This is a genomic window from Micromonospora sp. U21 (genome assembly GCF_018070045.1).
Lineage (GTDB): Bacteria > Actinomycetota > Actinomycetes > Mycobacteriales > Micromonosporaceae > Micromonospora.
The window spans coordinates 65,544-90,350 of sequence record NZ_JAGPYK010000003.1 but is presented as its reverse complement, the minus strand read 5'-3'; the positions used below and the strand labels follow the sequence as shown (position 1 = coordinate 90,350).

At 70.1% G+C, this 24,807-nt stretch carries 20 protein-coding genes; 9 read left to right on the top strand and 11 right to left on the bottom strand.

Translation table 11 applies throughout. From position 1 onward, the window contains the following. The first annotated feature begins 151 nt into the window (after window positions 1-151). The 7 genes from wecB (at window position 152) to KBX63_RS05075 (ending at window position 8,461) form a co-directional block, all read left to right on the top strand. Window positions 152-1,240: a non-hydrolyzing UDP-N-acetylglucosamine 2-epimerase gene (gene wecB, locus KBX63_RS05105; protein WP_210908736.1), complete on the top strand. Its 1,089-nt coding sequence runs from the start codon at window positions 152-154 to the stop codon at window positions 1,238-1,240. Window positions 1,241-1,364: 124 nt separating this feature from the next. Continuing rightward, window positions 1,365-2,093, top strand: coding sequence for a sugar phosphate nucleotidyltransferase (locus KBX63_RS05100; protein ID WP_210908735.1), 729 nt, complete (start codon window positions 1,365-1,367; stop codon window positions 2,091-2,093). Next, window positions 2,090-3,058: an NAD(P)-dependent oxidoreductase gene (locus KBX63_RS05095; protein ID WP_210908734.1), complete on the top strand. Its 969-nt coding sequence runs from the start codon at window positions 2,090-2,092 to the stop codon at window positions 3,056-3,058. The genes KBX63_RS05100 and KBX63_RS05095 overlap by 4 nt, the downstream gene beginning before the upstream one ends. Continuing rightward, window positions 3,055-4,062, top strand: a complete 1,008-nt coding sequence (locus tag KBX63_RS05090; RefSeq protein WP_210908731.1) for a GDP-mannose 4,6-dehydratase — start codon at window positions 3,055-3,057, stop codon at window positions 4,060-4,062. The genes KBX63_RS05095 and KBX63_RS05090 overlap by 4 nt, the downstream gene beginning before the upstream one ends. Before the next feature lie 171 nt (window positions 4,063-4,233). Further along, complete coding sequence (locus KBX63_RS05085) at window positions 4,234-5,574, top strand: O-antigen ligase (RefSeq protein WP_210908730.1); 1,341 nt, start codon at window positions 4,234-4,236, stop codon at window positions 5,572-5,574. Between the two features lie 86 nt (window positions 5,575-5,660). Next, window positions 5,661-6,896, top strand: a complete 1,236-nt coding sequence (locus tag KBX63_RS05080; RefSeq protein WP_210908723.1) for a lipopolysaccharide biosynthesis protein — start codon at window positions 5,661-5,663, stop codon at window positions 6,894-6,896. Window positions 6,897-7,114: 218 nt separating this feature from the next. After that, a complete protein-coding gene (locus tag KBX63_RS05075) occupies window positions 7,115-8,461 on the top strand; it encodes a glycosyltransferase (protein ID WP_210908721.1) in 1,347 nt (448 codons plus the stop codon). A gap of 63 nt (window positions 8,462-8,524) precedes the next feature. On the opposite strand, the gene KBX63_RS05070 is transcribed toward KBX63_RS05075, so the two are convergent. The 6 genes from KBX63_RS05070 to KBX63_RS05045 all read right to left on the bottom strand — a co-directional run bounded on the left by KBX63_RS05070 (window position 8,525) and on the right by KBX63_RS05045 (window position 15,549). Then, on the bottom strand, window positions 8,525-9,727 hold the full coding sequence (locus tag KBX63_RS05070) for a glycosyltransferase (protein ID WP_307871622.1): 1,203 nt from the start codon (window positions 9,725-9,727) through the stop codon (window positions 8,525-8,527). An 8-nt stretch (window positions 9,728-9,735) separates the two neighbouring features. Then, window positions 9,736-10,959: a glycosyltransferase family 4 protein gene (locus tag KBX63_RS05065; protein ID WP_307871621.1), complete on the bottom strand. Its 1,224-nt coding sequence runs from the start codon at window positions 10,957-10,959 to the stop codon at window positions 9,736-9,738. Window positions 10,960-11,044: 85 nt separating this feature from the next. Then, on the bottom strand, window positions 11,045-12,916 hold the full coding sequence (locus tag KBX63_RS05060; RefSeq protein WP_210908718.1) for a polysaccharide biosynthesis protein: 1,872 nt from the start codon (window positions 12,914-12,916) through the stop codon (window positions 11,045-11,047). 148 nt (window positions 12,917-13,064) lie between these two features. After that, entirely contained in the window at window positions 13,065-13,694 is a 630-nt protein-coding gene (locus KBX63_RS05055) for an acetyltransferase (protein WP_307871637.1), read from the bottom strand. An 11-nt stretch (window positions 13,695-13,705) separates the two neighbouring features. Beyond that, entirely contained in the window at window positions 13,706-14,797 is a 1,092-nt protein-coding gene (locus tag KBX63_RS05050) for a DegT/DnrJ/EryC1/StrS aminotransferase family protein (protein ID WP_247661738.1), read from the bottom strand. Window positions 14,798-14,850: 53 nt separating this feature from the next. Next, window positions 14,851-15,549: a sugar transferase gene (locus KBX63_RS05045; protein WP_307871620.1), complete on the bottom strand. Its 699-nt coding sequence runs from the start codon at window positions 15,547-15,549 to the stop codon at window positions 14,851-14,853. Between the two features lie 280 nt (window positions 15,550-15,829). Between KBX63_RS05045 and KBX63_RS05040 the strand changes: the two genes are divergently transcribed. Then, window positions 15,830-16,762: a DUF389 domain-containing protein gene (locus KBX63_RS05040; RefSeq protein ID WP_307871619.1), complete on the top strand. Its 933-nt coding sequence runs from the start codon at window positions 15,830-15,832 to the stop codon at window positions 16,760-16,762. Here KBX63_RS05040 and KBX63_RS05035 read toward each other — a convergent pair. The 3 genes from KBX63_RS05035 to KBX63_RS05025 all read right to left on the bottom strand — a co-directional run bounded on the left by KBX63_RS05035 (window position 16,692) and on the right by KBX63_RS05025 (window position 20,729). Next, window positions 16,692-17,159, bottom strand: a complete 468-nt coding sequence (locus tag KBX63_RS05035; RefSeq protein WP_210908696.1) for a hypothetical protein — start codon at window positions 17,157-17,159, stop codon at window positions 16,692-16,694. The two genes, KBX63_RS05040 and KBX63_RS05035, sit on opposite strands and share 71 nt — an antisense overlap. 34 nt (window positions 17,160-17,193) lie before the next feature. Continuing rightward, window positions 17,194-18,078 (bottom strand): aminoglycoside phosphotransferase family protein, encoded by an 885-nt coding sequence (locus KBX63_RS05030; RefSeq protein WP_210909205.1) that lies wholly within the window; start codon window positions 18,076-18,078, stop codon window positions 17,194-17,196. Between the two features lie 191 nt (window positions 18,079-18,269). Then, complete coding sequence (locus KBX63_RS05025; RefSeq protein ID WP_307871618.1) at window positions 18,270-20,729, bottom strand: Tex family protein; 2,460 nt, start codon at window positions 20,727-20,729, stop codon at window positions 18,270-18,272. 171 nt (window positions 20,730-20,900) lie between these two features. On the opposite strand from KBX63_RS05025, the gene KBX63_RS05020 reads away from it, so the two are divergent. Continuing rightward, a complete protein-coding gene (locus tag KBX63_RS05020; protein ID WP_210908695.1) occupies window positions 20,901-22,412 on the top strand; it encodes a deoxyguanosinetriphosphate triphosphohydrolase family protein in 1,512 nt (503 codons plus the stop codon). Between the two features lie 53 nt (window positions 22,413-22,465). On the opposite strand, the gene KBX63_RS05015 is transcribed toward KBX63_RS05020, so the two are convergent. Both KBX63_RS05015 and KBX63_RS05010 read right to left on the bottom strand, forming a co-directional pair. After that, entirely contained in the window at window positions 22,466-23,611 is a 1,146-nt protein-coding gene (locus KBX63_RS05015) for an MBL fold metallo-hydrolase (protein ID WP_210908687.1), read from the bottom strand. A 113-nt stretch (window positions 23,612-23,724) separates the two neighbouring features. Next, window positions 23,725-24,735, bottom strand: coding sequence for a serine hydrolase (locus tag KBX63_RS05010; RefSeq protein WP_210908686.1), 1,011 nt, complete (start codon window positions 24,733-24,735; stop codon window positions 23,725-23,727). Window positions 24,736-24,807: the final 72 nt, after the last annotated feature.

Here is a 24,807-nt window from a genome sequence, read left to right as displayed (position 1 = left end):
CGTGATCGCCTCGTTGAACGATGCGCCGCGCTGGCTGGCCCGAGCCGTTCCGCCTGACCCGGGGTTCTGGACCGGATCTGCTGCGGTGCTGGAATCAGCGTGGTTGGCGCCGCGGTCCGGACCGGCCGGGTGGAGCGAGCTGAGGAGAGAGATGTCTATCCAGGTTATTCACATCACCGGTGCCCGGCCGAACTTTCCCAAGGCCGCGCCGGTCATCCGAGCCTTGGACCGATGCCACGTCCGACAGCAACTGGTGCACACGGGGCAACACTACGACGAGCGGATGTCTGAGGTCTTCTTTCGCCAGTTGGGCCTGCCCGAACCCGATCTGAACCTGGCGGTGGGTTCCGGCAGCCACGCCCACCAGACGGGCGAGATCATGAACCGGTTGGAGCCCTTGTTCCAGACTGCGCGCCCCGGTCTCGTGGTGGTGTACGGGGACGTGAACTCCACCGTGGCGGCAGCGCTCGTCGCCGCCAAGCTCGGCATTCCTATCGCGCATGTGGAAGCTGGTTTGCGTAGCTTCAACCGATCGATGCCCGAGGAGGTCAACAGGCTGGTCACTGATCGGCTCTCGGATCTGCTCTTCGCGACGAGCCCGGATGCTTTGGTGAATCTGGGCAACGAAGGAATCAGCGCGACCAACGTCTTCTTCACCGGGAACCCGATGATCGACACGCTGCTGGCGAATCTGCACCGCTTCGACGTCGCGGCCGCCCGCGCACAGCTGTCGCTGCCGGAGCGGTATGTGGTCGCGACGCTGCATCGCCCGGCGAATGTGGACAATTCAGGTGATGCCGCCGAGTTGGTCAAGGCGCTTCATGCGGTTGCCGACCAGACGCCCATCGTCCTGCCCTTGCACCCGCGCGGACGGGACAGCCTCGCCGGTGCCGGCCTTTTCCTCCACCCGAACCTGCGGGTGGTCGATCCGTTGGGCTACGTCGAGTTCCTCAGTCTGGTGCGCGGCGCCAAGGCCGTTCTGACGGACTCGGGCGGCGTCCAGGAGGAGACGACCATGCTGGGCGTACCGTGCCTCACTCTTCGAGACGAGACAGAGCGCCCGGTGACGGTCACCCAGGGGACGAATCGTCTGGTGGCGAGGGAGAACCTGGCGGAGGTGGTCCGCGGGGTCCTGGCGGCAGGGCCACCCGCTGCCGGCTGGCCCACGCCGCCGCTGTGGGACGGACGGGCGGGCGTCCGAATCGCCGAGGTGATTGAGCGGTTCGTCGGGACGCACTAGGCCTTCATCGAGCGATGAGACGTTTACCAGGCAGTCTGTTTTGTTCCAAACGCATCTTTTGCGTGTCCTGGGCGGGTTGAAGTCGTTGGACGGGCGATGGATGGCGTGCTGAGCGGAGGGGTCGATGCATGTAGTGATCATGGCTGGTGGTGCGGGTGTGCGACTGCGGCCATACACGTCGACACTTCCGAAGCCACTCGTGCCGATCGGCGAGAGCTACGCCATCCTTGAGATCATCCTGCACCAGTTGGCGGCATGCGGATTTTCGCAGGTGACGTTGGCCATCAATCATCTCGGTTCCCTGATCCGTGCGTTCGTCGGGGACGGCTCGCGGTTCAAGCTCAACGTGGAGTACATCGAGGAGCGAGAGCCGCTCTCCACCATTGGGCCCCTGTTTGGTATCCGGGACAGGCTGCCGGAGCACTTCCTAGTGATGAACGGCGACATCCTCACGAACCTGGACTTCGCCGATCTGCTCACTCAACACCAGCGATCCGGCGCGCCACTGACGGTCGCGACATTCCGCCGAACGGTCAAAATCGACTTCGGCGTACTGGAGGCCGAGGGTGAAAAGATCACCTCCTTCTCCGAGAAGCCGGTCCTTCAGTACCGGGTCAGCATGGGGGTCTACGGGCTTTCCAAGAGGGCGATCGCGTCCTACCCGCCCGGACGGCCCTTCGGGTTCGACCAGCTTGTGCTGGACCTGATTGGTAAGGGTGACCCGCCGACAGGCTACGAATTCGATGGCTACTGGCTCGATATCGGCCGCCCTGAGGACTACGACGAAGCCAATCGGTCCTTTGCGCAGATGCAGGACATGCTGCTGCCCGTCGGTACGACGCCAGTGGCATGACAAGTGTGCTGATCTTCGGTGCCTCCGGTTTCCTCGGGAGCCAGGTACGGAGGGCAATCGAGGCCGATGCGGACGTCGTTTGTCCCTCAAGGACCGACTGCGATCTCACCATCTGCACGCCCGCAGAGCTACGAGAGTTGGTCGGCTCCGTACGCCCGGCCGCAGTGGTCTGCTGCGCGGGCGCGACCTCCGGTACCGCTGCGGAACTGCTTCTCGGCAACGCCATCGTGGCGGCAAAGTTAGTGGAGGCGGTGGCCGCCACGGCGCCCCGCGCCCGGTTGGTCCGGCTCGGGTCGGCCGCCGAGTACGGGCCGATACCGTTCGGCGCGTCAGTCGACGAGGACGTTACGGCGAAGCCGGTCAGCGACTACGGCATCAGTCAGGCGACGGCCACCCGGCTGATCGAGGTGGCATCGGCCGCTGGTCGGGTGGACTCGATCGTGCTGCGCGTGTTCAACCCGATCGGTCCGGGTGTCCCACCGACGACGCTGCTCGGGCGGGCGGCGACGCTGCTAGCCCGGCTCGCTCCCGACGATTCCTTGCGGACCGGGCCGCTCGACGCGTATCGCGATTTCGTCGACGTTCGGGACGTGGCGGCGGCGGTACGGGCTGCGGTCATGGTCAGGGCACCCCGGGCTCGCGTCCTCAACATCGCCAGCGGGCGGGCCGTATCGGTGCGGGACGTGCTACGCCTGCTGATCGAAACGTCCGGCCTGCGGGTGCAGATCGTGGAGGACCAGCCCTCGTCACCGCGGACGGCGACGGTTGACTGGGTCCGTGCCGATATCAGCCGCGCAGTCTCCGTGCTCGACTGGAACCCCGAACACGCCCTGAGTGACTCGATTCGAACCGTCTGGAGCGCAGCGGCGCTCGGCCTGGCCGGACGCTCTCCAAGTCGCCCCGGCCGCACCAGCGGCATGCAGGCCTCTGTGCCGGGCAAACAGAAAGAGGAGCAGTTGACATGAGGACGGTTTCTGCCGGTGACACGGTAGTGGTGACGGGCGCCGGAGGATTCATCGGTTCACACCTGGTGGAGGCCCTCGTGGCAGGAGGACAGCAGGTGCGTGCCCTCGTCCACTACAACGGGGCGGGGACGCACGGGTGGCTGGACACGCTTAGCCCAGACCAGTTGGCGAACGTCGAGGTCATTGCAGGAGACATCCGTGATCGCGGCATTACCCAGCGTCTAGTGGACGGGACGAAGGTCGTCTACCACCTGGCTGCGCTCGGCGGGATCCCGTACTCGTACCTGGCACCCCAGTCGTACGTGGACACCAACATCACCGGCACGCTCAATGTGCTGGAGAGCGCACGGGTGGCCGGAGTCGACCGGGTGGTGGTGACCTCCACCAGCGAGGTTTATGGCACGGCCACCACGGTGCCGATGACCGAGGACCACCGCCTGCGTGGCCAGTCACCGTACGCAGCTACGAAGATCGGCGCGGACAAGTTGGCGGAGAGCTACCACCTCAGCTTCGGGCTGCCGGTGGTTACCCTCCGACCGTTCAACACCTTCGGGCCCCGGCAGTCGACCCGTGCCGTGATCCCGACGATCATCAGCCAGTTGGCGAAGGGGCGCGGCGGGGTGGAGTTGGGTGCGTTGACCACGACCCGCGATCTGCTGTATGTGGCGGACACCGTAGCGGCCTTTATCGCAGTCGGGACCGCTGTCGAGTCTGCGGTGGTTGGCCGGGTGTTCCAGGCCTCCACGGGGTGCGAGACAGCCATCGGTGAACTGGTCCGCCGGATCGGGGCGATGTTCGGCAACCACCCGGAGGTGGTGGTGACCGAGGCCCGGCTGCGGCCTGCGGGTTCCGAGGTTGAGCGGCTGGTGGGTGACAGCCGGCTGCTCCGGGAGCAGACGGGTTGGCAGCCCACCGCCACCCTCGACGATGGGCTCAAGGCGACGGTCGAGTGGTTCCTCGAGCCCGGGAACCTCGCCCGGTACCGGCCGGACCGCGCCGTCTGAGCGCGCCCCGCCTGACTTTTCACACCCACCTGGAGGGCGTCCGCTGCCGCCGCCCGACAACGAGTGGTGGCAGCCGACCGGAGGAACGACGTGATGATGACGCGTGGCGACACCTGGTCGCCGGTGATCGGGAGTGCTGTCCGTGCAGGGCGGACGACGGGATCGGAGGTGATGTCGAAGCAGCGTGGCGGGATCTGGTCCACCGTGACCAGAGCTGCCGTCATCGTGATGTTGCTGAACTTCGACCAGTTCCCGCGTACGGTTGGCCGAACCTTTCTCATCACTGGGGCCGCCCTGGCGGTGCTGCTGGTGTTTCACGACCTGTTCCGACCGGCCTCCCGCGCGCGGGTCGTCGTCTTCTGGGTGCTCATGACGTTCGGGGTCCTCGCCCTGCCGGGGATTCTGCGAACGCCGGAGACCGAGTACGGGCAGCAGAAGTTCTTCCTCCTGGTGACGCTGACCCTGCTCGCCACCATCGCTGTGGCCGTCATTCGAGGCCGGCGGGACGTGGAGATGTTCGCCGCGATCTTCCTGGGCTGCGGCGTGGTGTTGGCGCTCGCGGCGCTGGTCGGCGAATCGCAGGGTGACCGGTCGGGCGGCTTCGGCTCTAATCCCATCTGGCTAGCCCGGGCGATCGGGGGTGCGATGGTGGCCCTGGCATGGCTGTACTTCCGCAGTCGACTCTCGTGGTGGTGGGCGGCCGGGATCGGACTCTTCCTCATCATGGGCCTGTTCGCCACAGGCTCGCGAGGCCCGCTGGTGGCGACCGCCGCCGCCGTCCTCACTCTGGTACTCGCCGGTCTGCGTCAGAGGGGCAGGCGGGGGCGGCGGGAGTGGATCGGCGTCGGGCTCATGTCCAGCGTGGTCGTTGCCGTCTGGGCACTACCGTCGCTACTGCCGCCACGGATGTACGCACTCATCGTCGATCCATCCGAGGAGTTGTTCGACAGCGCCCGAGCGGACATGCGTCAGCGCACCCTGTCCGTCATCGCCGAGAACCCGGGCGGGGTGGGGTACGGCAACTGGAACAGCCACACCTGGATGATCGAGCACACCTATCCGCACAACCTGTGGCTGGAGCTAGTCGCCGAGGGCGGCTGGCTGGTCGGCGGGGTGTTCATGCTGGCTGTCGCACTCGTGGCTATCGGGCTCTGGCGGTCGGCCGCGACTGATCCGGTGGCCGGATTCGTCCTCGCGATTCTGACGTTCAACGTGCTCGCGGTCTCGACGTCCGGCGACATCAACGCGAGTCGGCCGTTGTTTTGTTCGCTGGCTCTCGGCCTGCTCGTGCTCCTCGGAGCGACTCGGGACGAGAGTGCGGGCAGGCACCGGATGCTGCGGGACGCATACCGGCACACGCCACCGGGCTGGCAGGGCGTCGATGGGCGTTGGCGGGCGCCAGACCGGTATCTGGCGTCCACCCGCCGGGGCAGGCCGCCGGTTTCCGGGCGGCGTGAGCCGAGCCGATCGAGGATGGGGCACGGGCGAGCGGGGGAGTGCGTACGCCGGTGAGCAGGCTGCGCGTCCGGTGCATGTCAGGGAGCCGGCGAGGCGTGGTTGCCATCATTGCGGGCTCGGCCGGCGGTCAGGTACTCGCCATGGCAGCCGCGCCGCTGCTGTCCCGAATCTACCGGCCCGCTGATTTCGGCGTCCTGACCGTGGTCGCCGCTCTGACGCTGACGATCGGGACGGTGTCGGTCCTCCGTTACGACCTGGCCGTCCCGCTGCCGGAACGGGAGCGCGACGCGCACACGCTGGTCGCGCTCGGGATCGCCGCAGCCTGCGTAACGGTGCTGGCGGGCACCGTCGCGGTGCTGGCGGTCAGGGATGAGGTCGCCCGGATCTTCGGACAGCCGGAGCTGGAAACGTGGTTGTGGGTCGTCCCGCCGGCAGCGGCGGCAACGGGCGTCGTGCTGCTGCTCAATCAACTCGCCATCCGGCACCGCCGGTATGGATCGATCGGCCGGCGCAACTTCTTCCAGTCGGCGACCACCGCGGCCATGCAGCTCACACTGGGCGGTGCGGCGCTGCGCCCCGGCGGCCTGGTGCTGGGGCTCGGGATGGGCCAGGCCATGGCCGCGCTCGTCCTTATGCGCGGCGCGGGCTTCTCCGGTGGACAGGCACGGGCGGGTCGTGAGAGGCGCCACCTGCGCGAGGTCGCCCGTCGATACCGAGGGTTTCCACTGCTGCTGACGCCGTCGGGTTTGCTCAACGTCCTCGGCACCCAGCTACCGGTGTTGCTCATCGCCTACTGGTACGGAGGCTCCGTCGCCGGCTGGCTCGGGTTGACCCAACGTGTGATCGCGATTCCGGCCGCTCTGGTCGCGTCGGCGGTCGCTCAGGTCTACCTGGCGGAGGTCTCCCGCGCGGCGCGCCAGCAACCCGGTCGTTGCCGGTCCATCTTCGTCGCCGCGAGTCGTAAGCTCGCACTCTTCGCCGGCCTCACCGCAGTGGTGCTCTGGGTCGCTGCACCCGCCGCGTTCTCTGTCGTGTTCGGGTCGGAGTGGGAGCGCAGCGGGACGTACGCACAGGCTCTGGCGCTATACGTCGCCGCCCAACTCATGGCGTCGCCGCTGTCCCAGACCCTGGTTGTCTTCGAGCAACAGGGCCGCCAACTGGCCTGGGACGTGGGTCGGGTCGTACTCGTCGCCGGGGCGGTCAGTGCCGTTGCCGCAGCTGGTGCATCATCGCTGGTTGCGGTCTGGGCCCTGAGCGTATCCGGGCTCCTTGCTTACACCGCGTCATGGCTGATGGCATTGCGGACCGTGACGTTTGCCGGGCGGCAGGCCGAGGCAGTCGGCGTGACCGAGACCCCGTTGGTGCCCCAGGGCTGACCGGTGGCGGCTCTTCCGACGCCCTGCACGTCTTTGCCGATGGAGGCGTCGTTGACCCAGGTGTCCAGTGCAGAAAGGAGCAAGGCGATGCGGGACGCTGATCGACAAAGGTACCGGTGGCTGCGCGGAGGACGTCGATGAGCCGTCGGCGGCCCGCTGCGCGGGACGACGCGGACCCAACCCGCGCCAGCGAACGGGTTCCCGACGGGATGCCCCGGATGCTGCTCGTCTCCTACCACTTTCCCCCGGCCGAGACGGTGGGGGCCCGGCGGCCAGCCGCTCTTGTCGTCTTCGCCATCGAGCACGGCTGGGACGTCCAGGTGCTCACCGCCGCTGCGGCTGCGTCGGGTGACGCGTCTGCCGTGATCCCCGAGGACCTGGTGGTGCGGGTGGCGCCCGCACCGAAGCTTCCGCGGTTCAACCTCTCGCCGTCGGGTATCCCACACTCCGCGACCGACCGGCCAGCGTCGCGGGTCCGGCTGGCGGCAGTCCGGCGGGCGGCCAACCGCCGGCTCTGGCGTCTCGGCATGGAGATGCTCGTGCCGGACCCGCAACTTAACTGGATCCGACCGGCCACTCGGGAGTACCTGAGGGTGCGCGGTGACTGGCGGCCGGACGTCATCGTCACCTCGGGCCCCCCCTTCTCCGGGTTCGTCGTGGCGGCCAAGCTGGCTCGCCGGCTCGACGTGCCTTGGGTCGCCGACTACCGCGACCTCTGGTCGATCGGCAACGAGTACTGGGCTCGATCCAGGTTGCGCCTCGTCGTAGACCGCTGGATCGAGCGGTGGGTACTTCGCTCGGTAGCCGCGTGCGTGACCGTTTCTGAGCCGATGGCCGAAACCTTGCGGGCCACGTTCGGATGCGAGACCTACGCGATCATGAATGGAATCGACCGCCGCCCGCTCCCCCCAACCAGCGCGGCACCTGCCATCAGGGCGCAGCCCGCAGCCGCTGGCCAGGCCGTACCCACGTTGACGCTGGCGCATACCGGCTACATCTACCCGGGAAAGCGGGAGCCTGGCCCGTTGCTTGACGCGATTGCGCTGCTCGGGCCGGACGCCGCACATATCCACCTCGTGTTCGCCGGCGAGGACAATGGGGTGGTGCGCGCTGGCGTGGAGCGTGCCGGTGTGCAGGACTCGGTCACCCTCCTCGGTCACGTCTCTGCTGAGAAGTCCTGGCGCATCCAGGCGGAAGCGGACGTGCTCGTCCTGTTGATGTGGAACGATCCGCGGGACGCCGGGACGATGAGCGGCAAGATGTTCGACTACCTCCAAGCCCGGCGGCCGATTCTGTTGCTCGGTTATGAGGGGGGTTTGGCGGCGAAGATGGTGCGCGAGCGCCGCGCCGGCGTTGTCCACAACGACAAGCACGCGATCGCGGCTCAGCTCCGCGAGTGGCTGGCCGTCAAGGAGCGGACCGGCCAGATCCCAGCCGTGCCCGCCGCCGCGCTGGACGGCCTCTACCGGGAGGACCAACTCATCGGATACATCGAGATTCTGCGTGATGTTGCCCTGCGAGCTGCGACCGGTCGAGGCTCCCGGACGGTCACGTCACGCCGCTAAGCCGCGACCCCGCGCCCAACCGGGCGGGCGCGGGGACGCGTCGCGCCGCATGACCCGGCCAGATCAGCGCCCGACCACGAGGGTGGAGCGCTGGCGCAGCGGCTTACGGGCAGCCTCCGCCACCGCATCATAGTAGGCGAGCCGCCGGGCACCGAGCGTCTCAGTGGAGAACTGCCTGGCCCGAGCCAGATTCCTGGCAGAGGCGCTGGCCAGCCGTTCCGGATCGGCCAGCAGCCGGGTGATGGCGGCGGCCAGGGCCGCAGGATCATTGGGCGGAACGAGATTCGCCGGGGTGAGCAACTCGGGGATTCCGCCTACGGTCGAGCCGACGGCGGGTAGAGCCCGAGCCATGGCTTCGATAAGTGCGCGTGGCAGCCCTTCGGTCCGCGAGGGCATCACGAACAGGTCGGCCCTGTCGAGCTGCTCGCGCACCGCCTCGACCGTAGGTAGGACACCGGTGAAGGTCACCCGGTCTGCAACGCCGAGCCGGGTGGCGAGCTGTTCGAGATCGAGGCGGTACGCGCCGACCCCGACGTGTACCAACTGGAGCCGCGGGGAAAGGGCGGACGACTGAGCGATCGCCTCGATCAGGGTATCGATGCCCTTGTAGAGCTGTTCGAGCGAGCCGATCGAAATTAGCTTGGCTTCCCGCAGCAGCGGCCGTACGCCCCGTGCCCGTGGGACGTACGCCGCCGGCGGCAGATCGACGCTGGAGATGCCAGTTGTGGGAGTACTGGGCAGGCTGGGGTATCGCCGCTGCAGATGCCGTTCCGTCTCGTACGCCACCGCGACTGCCGAGCGGCATTGCTGGCGCAGCCGTCGGGTGGCCGACGCTCGCAGCACCGGCCGCAGCGGATGGCGGACCACGCCGGGGGCGAGCACGTCGTACGGATCGCCGATGACCTCCAAGGCGTACGGAAGCCTGGCACGTTCTCGGGCCGCAGCCAACAAAGAGCCGATCGGGGAGGGCACTCGGAGGATCACCGCGTCCTCGGCGTCCGCCGACGCGGTGACGGCGCGTGCCACCAGGTGCCGACGGAGCAGGTACTGGCGGGGGCCGACGTAGTACGGCAACGGCCAGACCTCGACCCGGTCTCCGTCCACCCGGGCGGCCCCTTCGGGAACGTCCGCCACGTCAAGCGTCCGGCCGACCACCCGGACACGCTGGAACACGGTGAGGTAGCGCCGCCAGATCGAGTTGTCCGGTCCCGCCTGGACCCAGACCCGACCGTCGGGGGTGCGGCTAAACCGGGATTCGGTGCTCACCACGACCCTCATTGGCGCACCACCAGCGCGGCGACCTGTTCGCAGACATCGGTGACCTGCTCGGCTGTCCTACGGTTGTCGAACTGGTCGACCATCCGTTGCCGAGCGGCCGAGCCGCGGCCTGCCAACGTGCCTGCGATGAACTCGGCGTATGCGTTATTCAAGGCGGCTGCCAGCGCAGGCGGGTCGTCGCGGGGCACGACCCAGCCGGAGTGGGCGTCGACCGTCTCGGGGAGCCCTCCGGCGTCACTGACGATGCTCGGTACGGCCATCGCCCCGGCCTCGACCGCCGCCCCGTGGCTCTCGCTCAGCGACGGGCTGACGCTGACATCCGCAGCCAGGTAGCAGGGCCGGACGTCGGGCACGGTCGTCAGCCAGGTGATGCTGTCGTCCTCGTTGACCCTGAACCGATCGATGAGGCTACGCCGGTACGTCTCTCCAGCTTGAGTCCAGCCGCCACCGACCAGCAGCAAATGACAGTTCTCGTGCTTCTCGCGGAACATCCGCCACGCGTCGAGCAGCACGTCGTGACCCTTGATGCCGCGTCCCCGGTGGACCAGCCGCTTTGGCGGATACGCATACGCAACCATGATGACCAGGAACGCGTCCGGAGCAACGCCCAACGCGGCGCGGGCCGCTGCGCGCTGCTCCGGTGCTGTCTCGGTCGGGTCGAACCTGCTGGTATCCACCCCGTAGGTCGCCACCGGAAGTCGGTTTGGGGGGCATCCCAGCGCCGCGTATCGGGCAGCGGCGTTGGCGCAGCCGTTGACGATGACGTCGTCCAACCGCCACATCAGGCGCTCTGCGGTCCTAATCAGTGGCGAGTCCAGATACAGCGGGCCGGCAACGCTGTGTACCCGACGGACGGGTAGCCCGACCGTTGCCAGCCGCGCCGCGTACGCTGAGGCGATCAGGTGGTACTGCACGATGTCCGGCCGCAGGCGGCGGATCAGGCGACGCAGGCGTGCGAGCCCGACCAGCGTCGATGGTGCCGGCCGTAGTGGGAATAGGCACTCGAAAACCTTGAACCCGCGCCCACGCAGCTCGGAGGTGAGCCGGCCGGGGCCCGGGGGAAGCACCACCATGACCTCGTGTCCGCGCGCCCGCATCGCCTCCACCTGCGGCAGGATCCAAGTCCCCCCGCTGTTCGTCTTCATCAGAACGACGATCCGGAGCTGTCGGCTCGCCTGGGTCCCCTGCGTGTGAACCTGCTTCTCGTCGGTCGATGTCACCGTGCGGGATCTCCCTTCAGCACACGTTCAACGACTATGTGGGCGGGGGCCTGGCGCGCCGACGCGCCAGACCACCGCCCACGGGTCAGTGCGGTAGCGGCGCTTCGCGGGTGGAGGCGAGGGTCGGGTTGACCGGATGGGCGCAGAGTTGAGCGAGTTGCGCCACAATCTTGTCCGGGTCGTCATACGGATCGAGGCCGCTGACCTCCAGCGAATCCAGGGCAGGCACTGAAACATGCGATATCAGTGGGTGGAACGGCCTGGTGTCTGTTTCGCCGGTACCCAGCAGATCCTCGTGGAGCTTCTCGCCCGGCCGCAGACCGGTGTAGACGATCGGCACCGTACTCGCGGCCTGGTCGGCCATTTGCCGGGCCAGGTTGGCGATGCGGACCGGTTCCCCCATGTCAAGCACCAATGCTTCCCCGTCACGGCCAATCGCCGCAGCCTGTAGCACAAGGTGTACGGCTTCCTCGACAGTCATCAGGTAGCGCGTCACGTCCGGGTGCGTGACCGTCAGCGGGTTACCCGCCTCGATCTGCCGCTGGAAGGCCGTCACGACCGATCCACGGCTGCTCAGGACGTTTCCGAACCGGACGCTGAGGAAGGTGCCGGGAAACCGTGAGGCGGCGTGCGCGGTCAGCATCTCGGTGATTCGCTTGGAGTATCCGAGCACGCTGATCGGGTCGGCGGCCTTGTCCGTGGAGATGTTCACGAACCGTGCTACGTCCTGGCAGGCGTCGAGCACGGACACCGTGCCCCAGACGTTGGTCTTGACCGCCTCGCCTGGGTGCCGCTGGAGCAGGGGCAGGTGCTTGAGCGCCGCAGCGTGAAAGATGATCTCCGGGCGGCGTTCTCGGATGATCCGTCGGATGCCCTCGTCGTCCCGCAAGTCGGCGAGGATCAGCTCGGGACCGTCCAGCAGGGCCCGTCCGGCGAGCGACATCTGGAGGCTGTGCAGAGCGGACTCGTCCCGGTCCAGCATCATCAGCTCACCCGGGTCCGCCTTCATCACCTGACGGCAGAGCTCGGAGCCGATCGAGCCGCCGGCGCCGGTGACCAGGATCCGTCGGCCGGTCAGGCTGTTTGTGCTTAGCGGCAGGTCGCCGACCACCTGGCGGCGCCCGAGCAGGTCGCTGATCCGCACGTCGCGGACGTCGGTGACGGTGATCCGGTGGTCAACCAGCTCTCGCACCGGAGGCAGTACCTTGAACGCCGCCCCGGTCTGGAGGGTTGCTTCGCGCATCTGCCGTATTAATGCGGCGTCGGCGTTGGCGACAGAGAAGATGACCGTGCTGGCGTTGGTGCGGCGTACCACCTTGCTGACGTCGCGCCGTCCGCCGAGCACGCGTACCCCGCCGATGCGCAGGTCGCGCTTGTCCGGGTCGTCGTCGAGAGCGCCGACCGGCAGGTACCGGCCGCGTGGGTCGCTGAGCATCGCGCGGAGCAGGCCCTGCCCGGCGTCACCCATCCCGAAGAGCAGGACCGGCGTCGCCGACCGGTGATCAGGACGCATGGCAAGATCGCGCCGGTGCCGGTACGCGAACCGGGCTGCCAGCATGAGCAGTAGGGCGAGAGCGCCGCCGACCAGTGGGGTGCTCGCCGGCACGGGCCGGTCATCGGACGGCAGCAGCCCGAGCAGTAGGATGCCGGCCGTCGTGATCGTTGTTCCGGCCACGCCCTGGACTTCCTGCAGGCTGCCCAGCGGATGATGTCCGGAGTAGAGCCGCCGGAGCGCGGCCACCGCGACGTGCACCAGTGCGGCGAGCGCGGCGACGACGGCGGCTCGCGCGAATAGGTTGGGCGGGGGTTGGAACTCGTAGCGGGTCCACGCGGCCGCGAGAAAGCCGCATAGCCAGGCGGTGGCGTCGGCGGCGAGGAACGCGACAGTGCGGCGGCGGGCTCGGGACCTGCGTGTCGGCTCGTCCGCCCGAGGCGGGCTGTCCGTGTCCAGCGGCATGTATGCTCCTTGATCCATTTCCGACCATTCCGCCCGAGGGGGCGGGAAGTTTGTTCCGCTTTAAGCTTCATACATGCTATTTGCACGGTTTACGCAATCTCGTCGGTTTTGGGCTGAAAGTTCAGCAATGTCCGACGGTGATGCCAGCTCAGCGGGCCGGGACGCCCTTGACAACCGCGCCCTCGTGTACGTCGCGGACGACGCAGGCGCCTGCCCCCACGACGCTGTCCCGTCCGACGGTCAGGCCCTGCAGCACGGCGGCGGTGGTGCCGATCAGCACCCCCGCGTTGAGGTGGCAGTCACCGGATACCGCGGCGAGGGGGTTGACCGAGACGTAGTCGGCGAGCACGCAGTCGTGTCCGACCGTGGTGTTCTGGTTGAGGTGCACGTGGCGACCGATGGTCACGTTTGTGGTGACCCGAGCGCCTGCAAAGGCGACGAACCCGGGCCCGTGGACGGTGTCCGGACCGATCGTGGCCGCCGGATGGATGAGGCTCGCTGCGGGTGTGCCGTATTGGTCGATGCGCTCGCCGACGGCCCTGCGCACCTGTGGGTCGCCAATTCCGATGACATGGTGGGTGTCCGCTGGTGCGTCATGTAACCAAGCGAGGCCGCCGAGGAAGGGGACCTCCAGCCGCTGTACACGCTTCAGGTTCTCGTCTGAGGGCCGATCGTCGATGAAGCCGAGCAGTCGCCAACGTGGTCCCCCGGCGTGGTCTGCCAGAGCCCGAGCGGTGACGAGCATCTCGCGGCCGTGGCCGCCGCAGCCGACAACCACAAGTGGAATGGTCACGCGACCGCCGCCTCAACCCGGGCGGACAGGAACTCGTCGATCGCCGCGAGCACGAATTCGATCTGACGCTCGGTGAGCCCGCTGCCGCTGGGCAGGGTGAGTCCTTGAGCGAAGAGCGTGTCGGCCGCACCGGTGAGCACACTCTCGGCTTCGGCGTACACCGGCTGTCGGTGCATCGGTTTCCATACCGGCCGGGTCTCGATGTCGCGGGCGGCCAGGTGGGCGGCGAGGTCCGTCGCCTCCCAGCCGGAACGCGCCGCCTCCACGCGCAGGCACGTTAACCAGCAGTTGGAGCCGGTGTCTTCCCCGCCGATCAACTCGACGCCGGGGACAGGGGCGAAGAGCTTGGCGTAACGGTCCCGCAGCGCACGGCGGCGAGTGATCATCCCGTCGAGCCGCATCAACTGAGCCCGGCCCAGCGCGGCCAGCAGATTACTCAGTCGGTAGTTGTATCCGATTTCGTGGTGCTCGTAGTGCAGCGTCGGCTCTCGCGCCTGGGTAGCGAGGTGGCGGGCATGCGCGAGCAGGGTGAGATCGTCGGAGACGAGCATCCCGCCCCCCGAGGTCGTCATGATCTTGTTGCCGTTGAACGAGAACGCTCCGACGTGTCCGAACGAGCCGGCAGGTCGCCCGTTGTGGTAGGCGCCGAGAGCTTCTGCGGCGTCTTCCACGACCGGTACGCCCGCCTCCGCACAGAACGGCAACAAGGTGGTGTAGTCGACGCAGCTGCCAAACATATCCACCGGTATGACTGCGGCTATCCGCTCGCCTCGGGCACTGAGCTGTCCCAGCGCCTCGGTGAGCAGCCCGACATCGAGGTTGCCGGTGAGCGGGTCGCAGTCAACGAAGACTGGCCGGGCACCTGTGTAGCGAACCGCATTCGCGGTGGCCACGAAGGTCAGTGTCGGTACCAGGACCACGTCGCCCGGACCGGCCCCGAGGCCGAGCAGGGCCAGGTGCAGCGCCGCAGTGCCGGAGGTGACGGCTACCGCGCCCTGGGTGCCGACCCGGTGGGCAACCTCCCGCTCGAACGCCTCAAGGTCGGGGCCGACCGGCGCGACCCACCCTGACCGCAGCGCGGCCACCATGTACGACTCCTCCAAGGGGCCGACGTCGGGTGCTGACAGGTAGATCGTCCGGCTCATCGCGGCACCTCCGGCACGGGTCGTGGTGCTGGCTTCTGGTCCTGTCGGCCCGATCTCGACCAGTGGCCGGCTCCGAGGAATTCCGGCGCGGTCGCGGATCCGGCCGCGTTGATGCCCTCGCGACGCAGCACGGTGCGCGCGGTCGCGACCAGGATCGACAGGTCAAGTCGGAGGTTCCGGATGTCCACGTACTGCACGTCGAGGTCCAGCTTCTCCTCCCAGCTCAGGCTGTTGCGCCCGCGCACCTGGGCCAGCCCGGTGACGCCGGGCCGTACCTCATGCCGGCGGGCCTGGCTGGAGGAGTAGCGATCGAGGTACTCCGGCAGCAACGGGCGCGGGCCCACGAGGCTCATGTCGCCGCGCAGCACGTTCCAGAGCGTGGGCAGCTCGTCCAGGCTGGTGGCGCGCAGCCAGCGCCCCAGGGGGGTGAGCCGGTCGCCGTCGCCGACCAGGCCGCGGCCGTAGTTGGGCGGCCGCATGGTGCGGAACTTGACCACCTCGAAGGGCTGGCCGTGCAGGCCGGCGCGGCACTGGCGGAACAGCACCGGGCGGCCGAGGCCCACCATGACGAGGACCGCCACCACCAGCAGTAGCGGCGTGATCAGCACCAGCAGTACGGCCGCGAGGGTCGCGTCAAAGATGCGCTTGACCGGGTCAGGACGCGGCAACAGTGGGGGGTTTTCGGGGGCTTCCACGAGACCACCAGGCACCGGCACCGATCCGACCTCCGAGAGAAAGCGACGTAGAGCCACGTATGGGTTTTACCAGTACAAAGCGGTGAAGCGGCCTCGAATCCAGACAGTCAGGCTGCTTCGCCCCGATCAACCTCTAAACGGCGCGCATGGACACGGCCTCGCAGTGCGCCCTCCTGCAGTCCGTGCCATCAACGGTCGAGCGGTAGGGTCGCGACCGGCCGGTCGGGCGAGTGGAGAACTGGCCGGTCGGGCGAGGGGGAATACTGTGCTGCACCTGAGGGTGATTGCTCCGCCGGACCAGTCGGCAGCGGTGGCCGACCTGCTGGCCGCCGAGCCGGGGGTGACCCACCTGGTGGTGCTGCCCGGCGTCGCCCGGCAACCCCGGGGCGACCTCATCCAGTGCGACGTGGTCCGGGAGAGTGCCGACAGCGTCCTGCACGGCCTGCAGCAACTCGGTGTGGAGGCGCGCGGCGGGATCGCCGCTGACGACGTCGAGCTGACCATCTCCGCGGCGGCCGACCGGGCGGCGGAGAAGGCGCCCGGCAGCGGCGCCGACGCGGTGGTCTGGGACGAGATCGCGGCGAAGACCGGCGAGCAGACCGAACTGTCCGGCACCTATCTGGTGCTGATCACCATCGCCACCATGATCGCCGGTATCGGTGTGCTGCTGGACCAGCCGATCCTCATCGTCGGGGCGATGGTGGTCGGTCCGGAGTTCGGTCCCCTCGCCGCGCTCTGCGTCGCGCTGCTGCGCCGCCGGCTCCGGGTGATCGTCCGGTCGGTGCAGGCACTGACGGTCGGCTTCCTGGCGGCCATGGTCGCGACCGTACTGAGCACCTGGGCACTGAACGCCGCCGATCTGGTCAACCGGGAGATGCTGCTCGCGGACCGCCCGCTCACCGATTTCATCTGGCGACCCGACGCGCTGTCCTGGGTGGTCGGTCTGCTCGCCGGGGTAGCCGGCATGCTCTCGTTGACCTCGAAGAAGTCGGGCAGCCTGGTCGGAGTGCTGATCTCGGTGACCACGGTGCCGGCCGCGGCGAACGTGGCGGTGGCCGCCGCCTACGGGGTGTGGGACGAGGCGGCCGGGTCGGCCCTCCAGTTGGTGATCAACCTCTGCGCGATCGTCCTGGCCGGGCTGCTCACCCTCGCGGTGCAGCAGCTGTGGTGGTGGAGCCTGGCCCGTCGGTCCCGTCGTCCAGCAGCCGGTTGAGCAGGGTCCGCAACGGGACCGACTCACCGTCGCGGCCACCCGCCCCGACGATCAGCGGCGCCGGGCTGGGCTCCGGATCGACGCCGAACAGCCGGGCCCGCAGGCCGCCCGGCACCGTCAGCAGGTGGAACCGGCCGGCCACGTCCACCGCCCGGGTTCCGGCCCGGTCGACGTACCAGCCGGTCAGCCGGGTCCGGTAGCGGCCGCGCCCGTCGTAGCCACGGGCGACCAGCCGGGTGGTGGGCAGTCCTCGCCGCGTCGCCTCGGCCACGAACCAGGCCACCAGCTCCGCCGCCTCGGCCTGCTCGGCGGCTCGCCGCCGCGCGTCCGCGTCGGCGTGCGCCCGCACCGCCTGCCGCTGCCGCTCCCGCCACTCGCGGCCGTCCCGCTCACTCACGACGCCGACGGTACGCCCGCCGGTGCGGCGCGGCTCAGTCGAGTACGGCCCGCAGGGTGTACCGGGCGATGTTGGCCATCACCGGATTGGTCTCGACGTAGTACGGCAGTGCGTTGATCGCCTGCATCAGGGCCCAGCCGCGCCCCCGCTCCCACGTGTCGTCGTCCACGCCGAGCGCCCGCCGGTACGTCTCCCGCGACCCGCCGTCGAGCAGGTTCCACGCCGGCATCAGGTCCACCGCCGGATCGCCGACGCCGACCGTGCCGAGGTCGATGACCGCGGCCAACCGGCCGTCGCGGACCAGCAGGTTGCCCGGCATCAGGTCGGCGTGGATCCACACGTCAGTGTCGTCGTGCCGGGGAGTTTCCCGGCACCGGTCCCACACGACGGCGAGTCGGGCGGTGTCGGTGAGCTGGCCGCTGTCGGCGAGGGACGACCGCACGCCGGCGTCCTGGGCGGCCAGCGGACCGCCCCGGCCGAACCCGGGCCACGCCCGACCGCCGGTGTCGATGCCGTGCAGGGCGGTGACGACGCCGGCGAGGTCGCGGGCGAAGGCGTCCTGGTCGTCGATCAGTTCGGGCCGGGCCGGTTCGCCGGGGATCCAGCGGTACGCCGTCCACGGGCCGGGGTATCCCGCGCCCGGTTCGCCGAGACCGAGCGGTTCGGGCACCGCGACCGGCAGGTGCCCGGTGAGCAGCCGGGCGTACTCCTGCTCCCGCCGCAGCTCGGCGCGAAGCTCGGGGTCGGCGGTGGGTTGCAGCGGGAACCGCAGGACGATCGCCGGGCCGAGCCGGAAGAGGGCGTTCACCGTGCCGGACGACGGAAGCGGGCGGACCGGGAGGGCCCGCCACTCGGGAAATTGCTCGGCCACCAGCGCGGCGACCACGTCCGCGGTGACGTCGACCTGGTCGGTGTGCATCCTCACCGGGAGATCATCACTTTCCACTCCATCGCCAGGCGACCCTATTTCTCCCCGACGGGGTGCGGTGCGCATCCCGACCGGACCGGGCCGGCCAGTGAGGTGAGTCGAGCGCCGGGGCGTCCGGGATGCCGCCCGTGCGGGGCGGCATCCCGAGCCGGTCGGGCGAGGCATGCCGCCCCGCTGGTCGGTCAGGCCAGGCCGGCGCGGCGCAGGGCCTCCGCCATCGCGTCGTTGGCCGGTGCCGCCGCGCCGTTGCCCCGGCCCTGTCGCTGCTGCCCGCCGCGTCCGCCCTGCCCGCCGCCCGTACCCTGACCGCCGCGACCACCACCCTGACCGCCGCGCTGGTCGGGGCCGCCGCGTCCGCTCTGCGAACCGCGCTGAGCCGGCCCGCCGCGTCCGTCCTGGCTGGCGCGGCCGCTGCGGGCACCCTGCTTGTCCCGTGTGCCGTCGGGTGCCGCGCCCGGCTCGTCCTCGAGGCGCAGGGTCAGCGAGATCCGCTTACGGGGTACGTCCACGTCGAGCACCCGGACCTTGACCACGTCGCCGGACTTGACCACCTCGCGGGGGTCCTTCACGAAGGTCCGGGACATCGCCGAGACGTGCACCAGGCCGTCCTGGTGCACCCCGACGTCCACGAACGCGCCGAACGCGGCAACGTTGGTGACCACGCCCTCCAGCACCATGCCCGGCGTCAGGTCACCGATCTTCTCCACGCCCTCGACGAAGGTGGCGGTGCGGAACTCCGGCCGAGGGTCGCGGCCCGGCTTCTCCAGCTCGGCGAGGATGTCGGTGACGGTGGGCAGGCCGAACCGGTCGTCGACGAAGTCCGTCGCGCGCAGTCCCCGCAGGATCCCGCTCCTACCGATCACCGAGCGCAGGTCCTGGCCGGTGCTGGAGAGGATCCGGCGCACCACCGGGTACGCCTCGGGGTGCACGCTGGAGGAGTCCAGCGGGTCGTCACCGTCGGGGATGCGCAGGAAGCCGGCGCACTGCTCGAACGCCTTGGGCCCGAGCCGGGCCACCTTCTTCAGCTCGGTACGCGACCGGAACGGCCCGTTGGCGTCGCGGTGCAGCACGATGTTCTCGGCCAGCCCGGCGCCGATCCCGGAGACCCGGGTCAGCAGCGGCGCGGACGCGGTGTTGACGTCCACCCCGACCGCGTTGACGCAGTCCTCCACCACCGCGTCCAGCGACCGAGACAGTTTCACCTCGGACAGGTCGTGCTGGTACTGCCCCACCCCGATCGACCGCGGATCGATCTTGACCAGCTCGGCCAGCGGATCCTGGAGCCGGCGGGCGATGGACACCGCGCCGCGCAGCGAGACGTCCATCCCTGGCAACTCCTGCGAGGCGTACGCGGAGGCCGAGTAGACCGACGCACCCGCCTCGGAGACCACCACCTTCGTCAGGTTGAGCTGCGGGTGCCTCTTGATCAGGTCACCGGCAAGCTTGTCGGTCTCGCGGGATGCGGTGCCGTTGCCGATCGCCACCAACTCGACGCCGTGCGCGCCGGCCAGCCGGGCCAGCGTCTCGATCGACGCGTCCCACTGCCGGCGCGGCTCGTGCGGATAGATGGTGTCGGTGGCGACCACCTTGCCGGTGGCGTCGACCACGGCCACCTTGACCCCGGTACGCAGGCCCGGGTCCAGCCCCATCGTGGGCCGGGTGCCGGCCGGCGCGGCGAGCAGCAGATCCCGCAGATTCATGGCGAAGACGCGTACCGCCTCCTCCTCGGCCGCCTGCCACAGCCGCATCCGCAGGTCCGCGCCGAGGTGGATGAGGATCCGGGTGCGCCACGCCCAGCGGACCGTGTCGGCCAGCCAGCGGTCGGCCGGGCGGCCGGCGTCGGACACGCCGAACCGGCCGGCGACCACCGACTCGTACCGGCTCGGGCCGGTCGGCGCGGCGCCCGCCTCGCCGGCCTCCTCCGGCTCCATCGTCAGGTCGAGCACGCCCTCCTTCTCGCCCCGGAACATGGCCAGGATCCGGTGCGAGGGCAGCTTCGGGTACGGCTCGGAGAAGTCGAAGTAGTCGGCGAACTTGGCGCCGGCCGTTTCCTGACCCTCGCGTACCCGGGACACCAGCCGGCCCCGCGACCACATCTGCTCGCGCAGCGTGCCGATCAGGTCGGCGTCCTCGGCGAAGGTCTCGATCAGGATCGCCCGCGCGCCCTCCAGCGCGGCGTCGGCGTCGGCGACGCCCTTCTCCTCATCGACGAACCCGGCGGCGGTGGCCCGCGGGTCCTTGGTGGGGTCGGCCAGCAGCGTCTCGGCCAGCGGCGCCAGCCCGGCCTCGCGGGCGATCTGCGCCCGGGTCCGACGCTTCGGCTTGTACGGCAGGTAGATGTCCTCCAGCCGGGACTTCGAGTCGGCGGCCATGATCTGCGCTTCCAGGGCCTCGTCCAGCTTGCCCTGGCCGCGGATCGACTCCAGGACAGCGGCCCGCCGCTCGTCCAGCTCGCGCAGGTAGCGCAGCCGCTCCTCCAGGGTGCGCAGCTGGGTGTCGTCGAGCAGGCCGGTGGCCTCCTTGCGGTAGCGGGCGATGAACGGCACGGTGGCGCCGCCGTCGAGCAGCTCCACGGCCGCCCGCACCTGACGCTCGGCCACGCCGAGCTCGTCGGCGATCCGCTGATGAACAGACTGGGTCACGATCTCGATCCGCCTTTGGAAGTGGGTACCGCCTGCATTGTGCCGGGCGGTGCCGGACGTTGTCGCCGCGCCCGGCCGGGCTGATCCGTCTCGCCCGGCGGGGTTGAACCGCCGCGCCCGGCCGGGGCGACCCGGCGGCGGCCCCGCCGCGCCTGCGCTAGCGTGGCGATCATGGAAACCGCTGCGGAGCCGCGCGCCCGGCGGCTCTTCGGCGGCAGCGCCCGGGCCCTGGGCGACCTCGCGGCCAACCCGTTCCGCGCCGACCGGGACCGGATCGTCGGCTCGCCGTTCTTCGCCCGCCTCGGCGGCGTCACCCAGGTGATCAGCCCGGTCGGGTCCGGCCTGCTGGTGCACAACCGGCTCACCCACAGCCTGAAGGTCGCCCAGGTGGCCCGGGCGATCGCCGAGCGGCTGACGGCCGACGAGCGGTGGCGTGCCCTGCTGAACAGGCTCGGCGGCTGCGATCCCGACGTCGTGGAGGCCGCCGCGCTGGCCCACGACCTCGGCCACCCGCCGTTCGGGCACCTGGGGGAGCGGGTGCTGGACCGGCTGGCCCGCCAGCGCCTCGGCCTCAGCGACGGCTTCGAGGGCAACGCCCAGTCGTACCGGATCGTCACCAGCACCGAGATCCGGGGCGCGGCCACCACCGGGCTGGACCTGACCGCCGCGGTCCGCGCGGCGATGCTGAAGTACCCCTGGACCCGGCTGGACCACCCCGACCCGCACCCCCGCCTGCTGGACCCGCCGCCGCGAGGGGCCACCCCACCGCCGGACGACGCGGAGAGCGGCTCGTCGAAGTTCGGCGCCTACCGCACCGAGCTCGACGACCTGCGCCAGGCCCGGGAGCCGTTCGCCGGCCGCATCCCGGACTGGCAGCAGACCGTGGAGGCGTCCGTGATGGACACCGCCGACGACATCGCGTACGCCATCCACGACGTGGAGGACTTCTACCGGGTCGGGGTGCTCCAGCAGGGCGCGGTCTCCGCCGAGCTGATGGCCTGGCAGCGGGAGAGCGGGCACTTCCGGGCGATCACCGACGCGGCGCTGGCCACCGCGGCCCGGCGGCCCGGTGCGGCGATCGAGCGGCTACGCCGGCAGCTGCACCGCAAGGACGCCTGGATCGCCGACGACGACGCGTTCGCCGCCGCCGTCGAGCACGTCCGGGAGGAGCTGGCCGACGGGCTGCTGGCGATGCCGTTCGACGGCTCGATCGAGGCCGAGCAGTACGTGGCCCGGTTCTCCGCCCGCTGGTCCACCCGCTTCGTCGAGGCGATCATGGTGACCGACCAGCCGTCGGTGCGCTCGGGGTACGTGCTGCTCGGCTGCGCACAGTGGCACGAGGTGCAGGTACTCAAGTTCGTCCACCACCGGTTCGTGCTGGCCCGTCCCGACCTCGCTCTGCATCAGCGCGGCCAGGCCCGGCTGCTGGGCACCCTGGTCGAGGCGCTCTGGGAGTGGCTGCTCGACCCGGAGGAGGAGTCCCGGCTGCCCCGGCGGCTGCACGACCTGGTCGAGCTGGCCGAGGCGGAGCTGCACCCGCGTACCCCGGACCGGATCGGGCGTGCCCGGGGGCGGGCCATCGTGGACTTCGTCGCGCAGCTCACCGACGGCCAGGCGGTGGCCATGCTGGACGCGCTCTCCGGCCGCTCCGGCGCGCTCTGGACCGACGCCTTCGTGCTCTGAAATGAAAGGAAGGGCCCCTTATTAACGCCAGGCGTCAATAAGGGGCCCTTTCTTCAGGCGACGGCCTGCCACCAGCCGTCGACGGCGGGCGGATCGTCGACCAGCACGCGCTCCCCGGGGCGGGGGACGGCCAGCCGGACGTCGCGGGCCTTCGCCTCGGCCCACAGCCGGTTCACCGGCTCGGACCAGTCGTGCAGAGCCAGGTTGAACGTCGCCCAGTGCACCGGGATGAACAGCCCGCCGCGCAGGTCGAGGTGGGCGTCGACCGCCTCCTCCGGGAACATGTGGATGCTCGGCCAGGCCCGGTCGTACGCGCCGATCTGCATCAGCGTCACGTCGAACGGCCCATGTTCCGCGCCGATTGCCGCGTACCCGTCGAAGTAGCCGGAGTCGCCGGTGTAGAAGGCCTTGCGGGACGTTCCCTCGATCACCCAGGAACTCCAGAGCGTGCCATCACGGCGCAGCCCCCGGCCGGAGAAGTGCTGGGCCGGCGTGGCGATGACCTTCAGTCCGCCGATCTGGTGACTCTCCGACCAGTCCAGCTCGATGATCCGGTCTGCCGGTACGCCCCACCGGTCCAGGTGTGCCCCCACCCCGAGTGGCACCATGAACGGCGCGGGCTGCCGGGCGACCAGTTCCTGAACGGTGGCCATGTCGAGGTGGTCGTAGTGGTCGTGGGAGATGAGGATCGCGTCGAGTCGGGGCAGCTCGTCGAGGCGTACCGGAGGTTCGTGCAACCGGCGGGGCCCGACCAGGGCCGACGGTGAGCAGCGCTCGCTCCACACCGGGTCGATGAGCACCCGGTACCCCTCGATCTCCACCAGCGCGGAGGCGTGGCCGTACCAGATGACGCCGAGTTCCCGGTCGGTGCCGGTGGTGGCCGGCTCCTCGGCCGGACGCAGCAGCGGCACCGCGGTGCTCGGGCGGCGCTTCTGCTTGCCGAAGATCAGCTCGCGGAGCAGGTTGCGGCCCGGGTCGGCGATCATGGTGCGGGTGCCGGCCTGGTTGTGGAAGGTCCCGTCGCGAAACTGGGGCGAGCGGGCCGCCCGTTCGGCCCGGACACCGGCGAGCCGGCCGCCCAGTGCCGCCGGCACGTCCCGAGCCACCCAGGCCAGACCGGCCAGCGCGGCCAGCCCTGCGGCGCCACCCATCCGTCGCCCGAGCGACCGTTCGACGTCCGTGCGTTCCGCTGGTGCCATCGCCGTCCCTCCGCCGTGTCCCGCATTACACGGTAGTCACCCGGGCCGGCTCGCGCCCCGGCGGTCGCCGCACCGGGCCGGCCACCGCCACGGCGGCCGGCCCGGTCGCGTGCTCAGCCGCCGTTGCTGGGCCGCCGGGCCGCGACCCGGTACGCCGTGCCGGCACCGGCGAGCCGGTCCACCGCGGCCAGGAACCGGGGGCCCATGGCGGCCCGAGCCTGCACCGCCGGGTGGGTGGCGCCGAAGTCGTCCGGGTCGGCCTGCCCGTCGGCGAACAGCGCGTAGGTGAGCACCGCGGCGCCGGACCGGTCGAAGATGATCCCGGCCTCGTGACGGGCATCGGCGAACCAGCCCGCCTTGGTGGCGATCCGGGCCCGCTCCTCCGAGGACATGGTGCGCCGGATGCCGTCGGTGAACGCCACCGGGGCGCGCAGCAGCCCGAGCAGGAACGCCGTCGAGGCGGGGGAGAGCAGGGTGCCGGCGACCAGGGCGCGCAGCAGGTCGTGCGTCTCGCGGGGGGTGCTGGTGCCGAGGAAGAACCGGTTCGGGTTGGCCACCGGCTCGACCTGGGTGTTCGGGAAGCCCTTGGCGACCAGGATGGCGTTCAGCTCGGCGGCCGGGCAGACCGACCCGCACAGCCGTACCGCCGTGTCGTCGGAGACGGTCAGCAGCGTGGCCAGCACGTGCCCGAGGGTCACGCTGCTCGGGTACGCGCCGTCCAGGCTGAAGATGCCGTCACCGCCCGGTACGACGATCGCCGCGGTCACCTCGACCCGCTGGTCCAGGGCGAGCAGCCCCCGGTCGACCTTGTCGAGCACCGCCGTGGCGACCGCGATCTTGTTGACGCTGTACGCCTCGATCCGCCGGTCCGCCTCGGCCGACACCGCGACCACGGGCGCGCCGGCCGGGTCGGCGACGCTGACGTACGCCTGCCAGTTGCCGCCGGCCTCGGTGCTGCTCCGCGCGTAGCTGGCGGCGACCCGGCGGGCGGCCCGGGCCGGGGTGGTCGGGCTCGGTTCGGTCGTCTCGGCGGCGCTCGCCGGGCCGGCGGCGCCGAGCACCGTACCGGCGGTGGCCACCGTGCCCAGCCCGAGCGCGGTCCTGCGGTTCAGTCGGATGGTCAATCGTCTCCCCCATCGTGGTGCGCCGGAGCGCGTGCCGGACCACCACCCTAGGCGAGTTGATCGATACAAGGG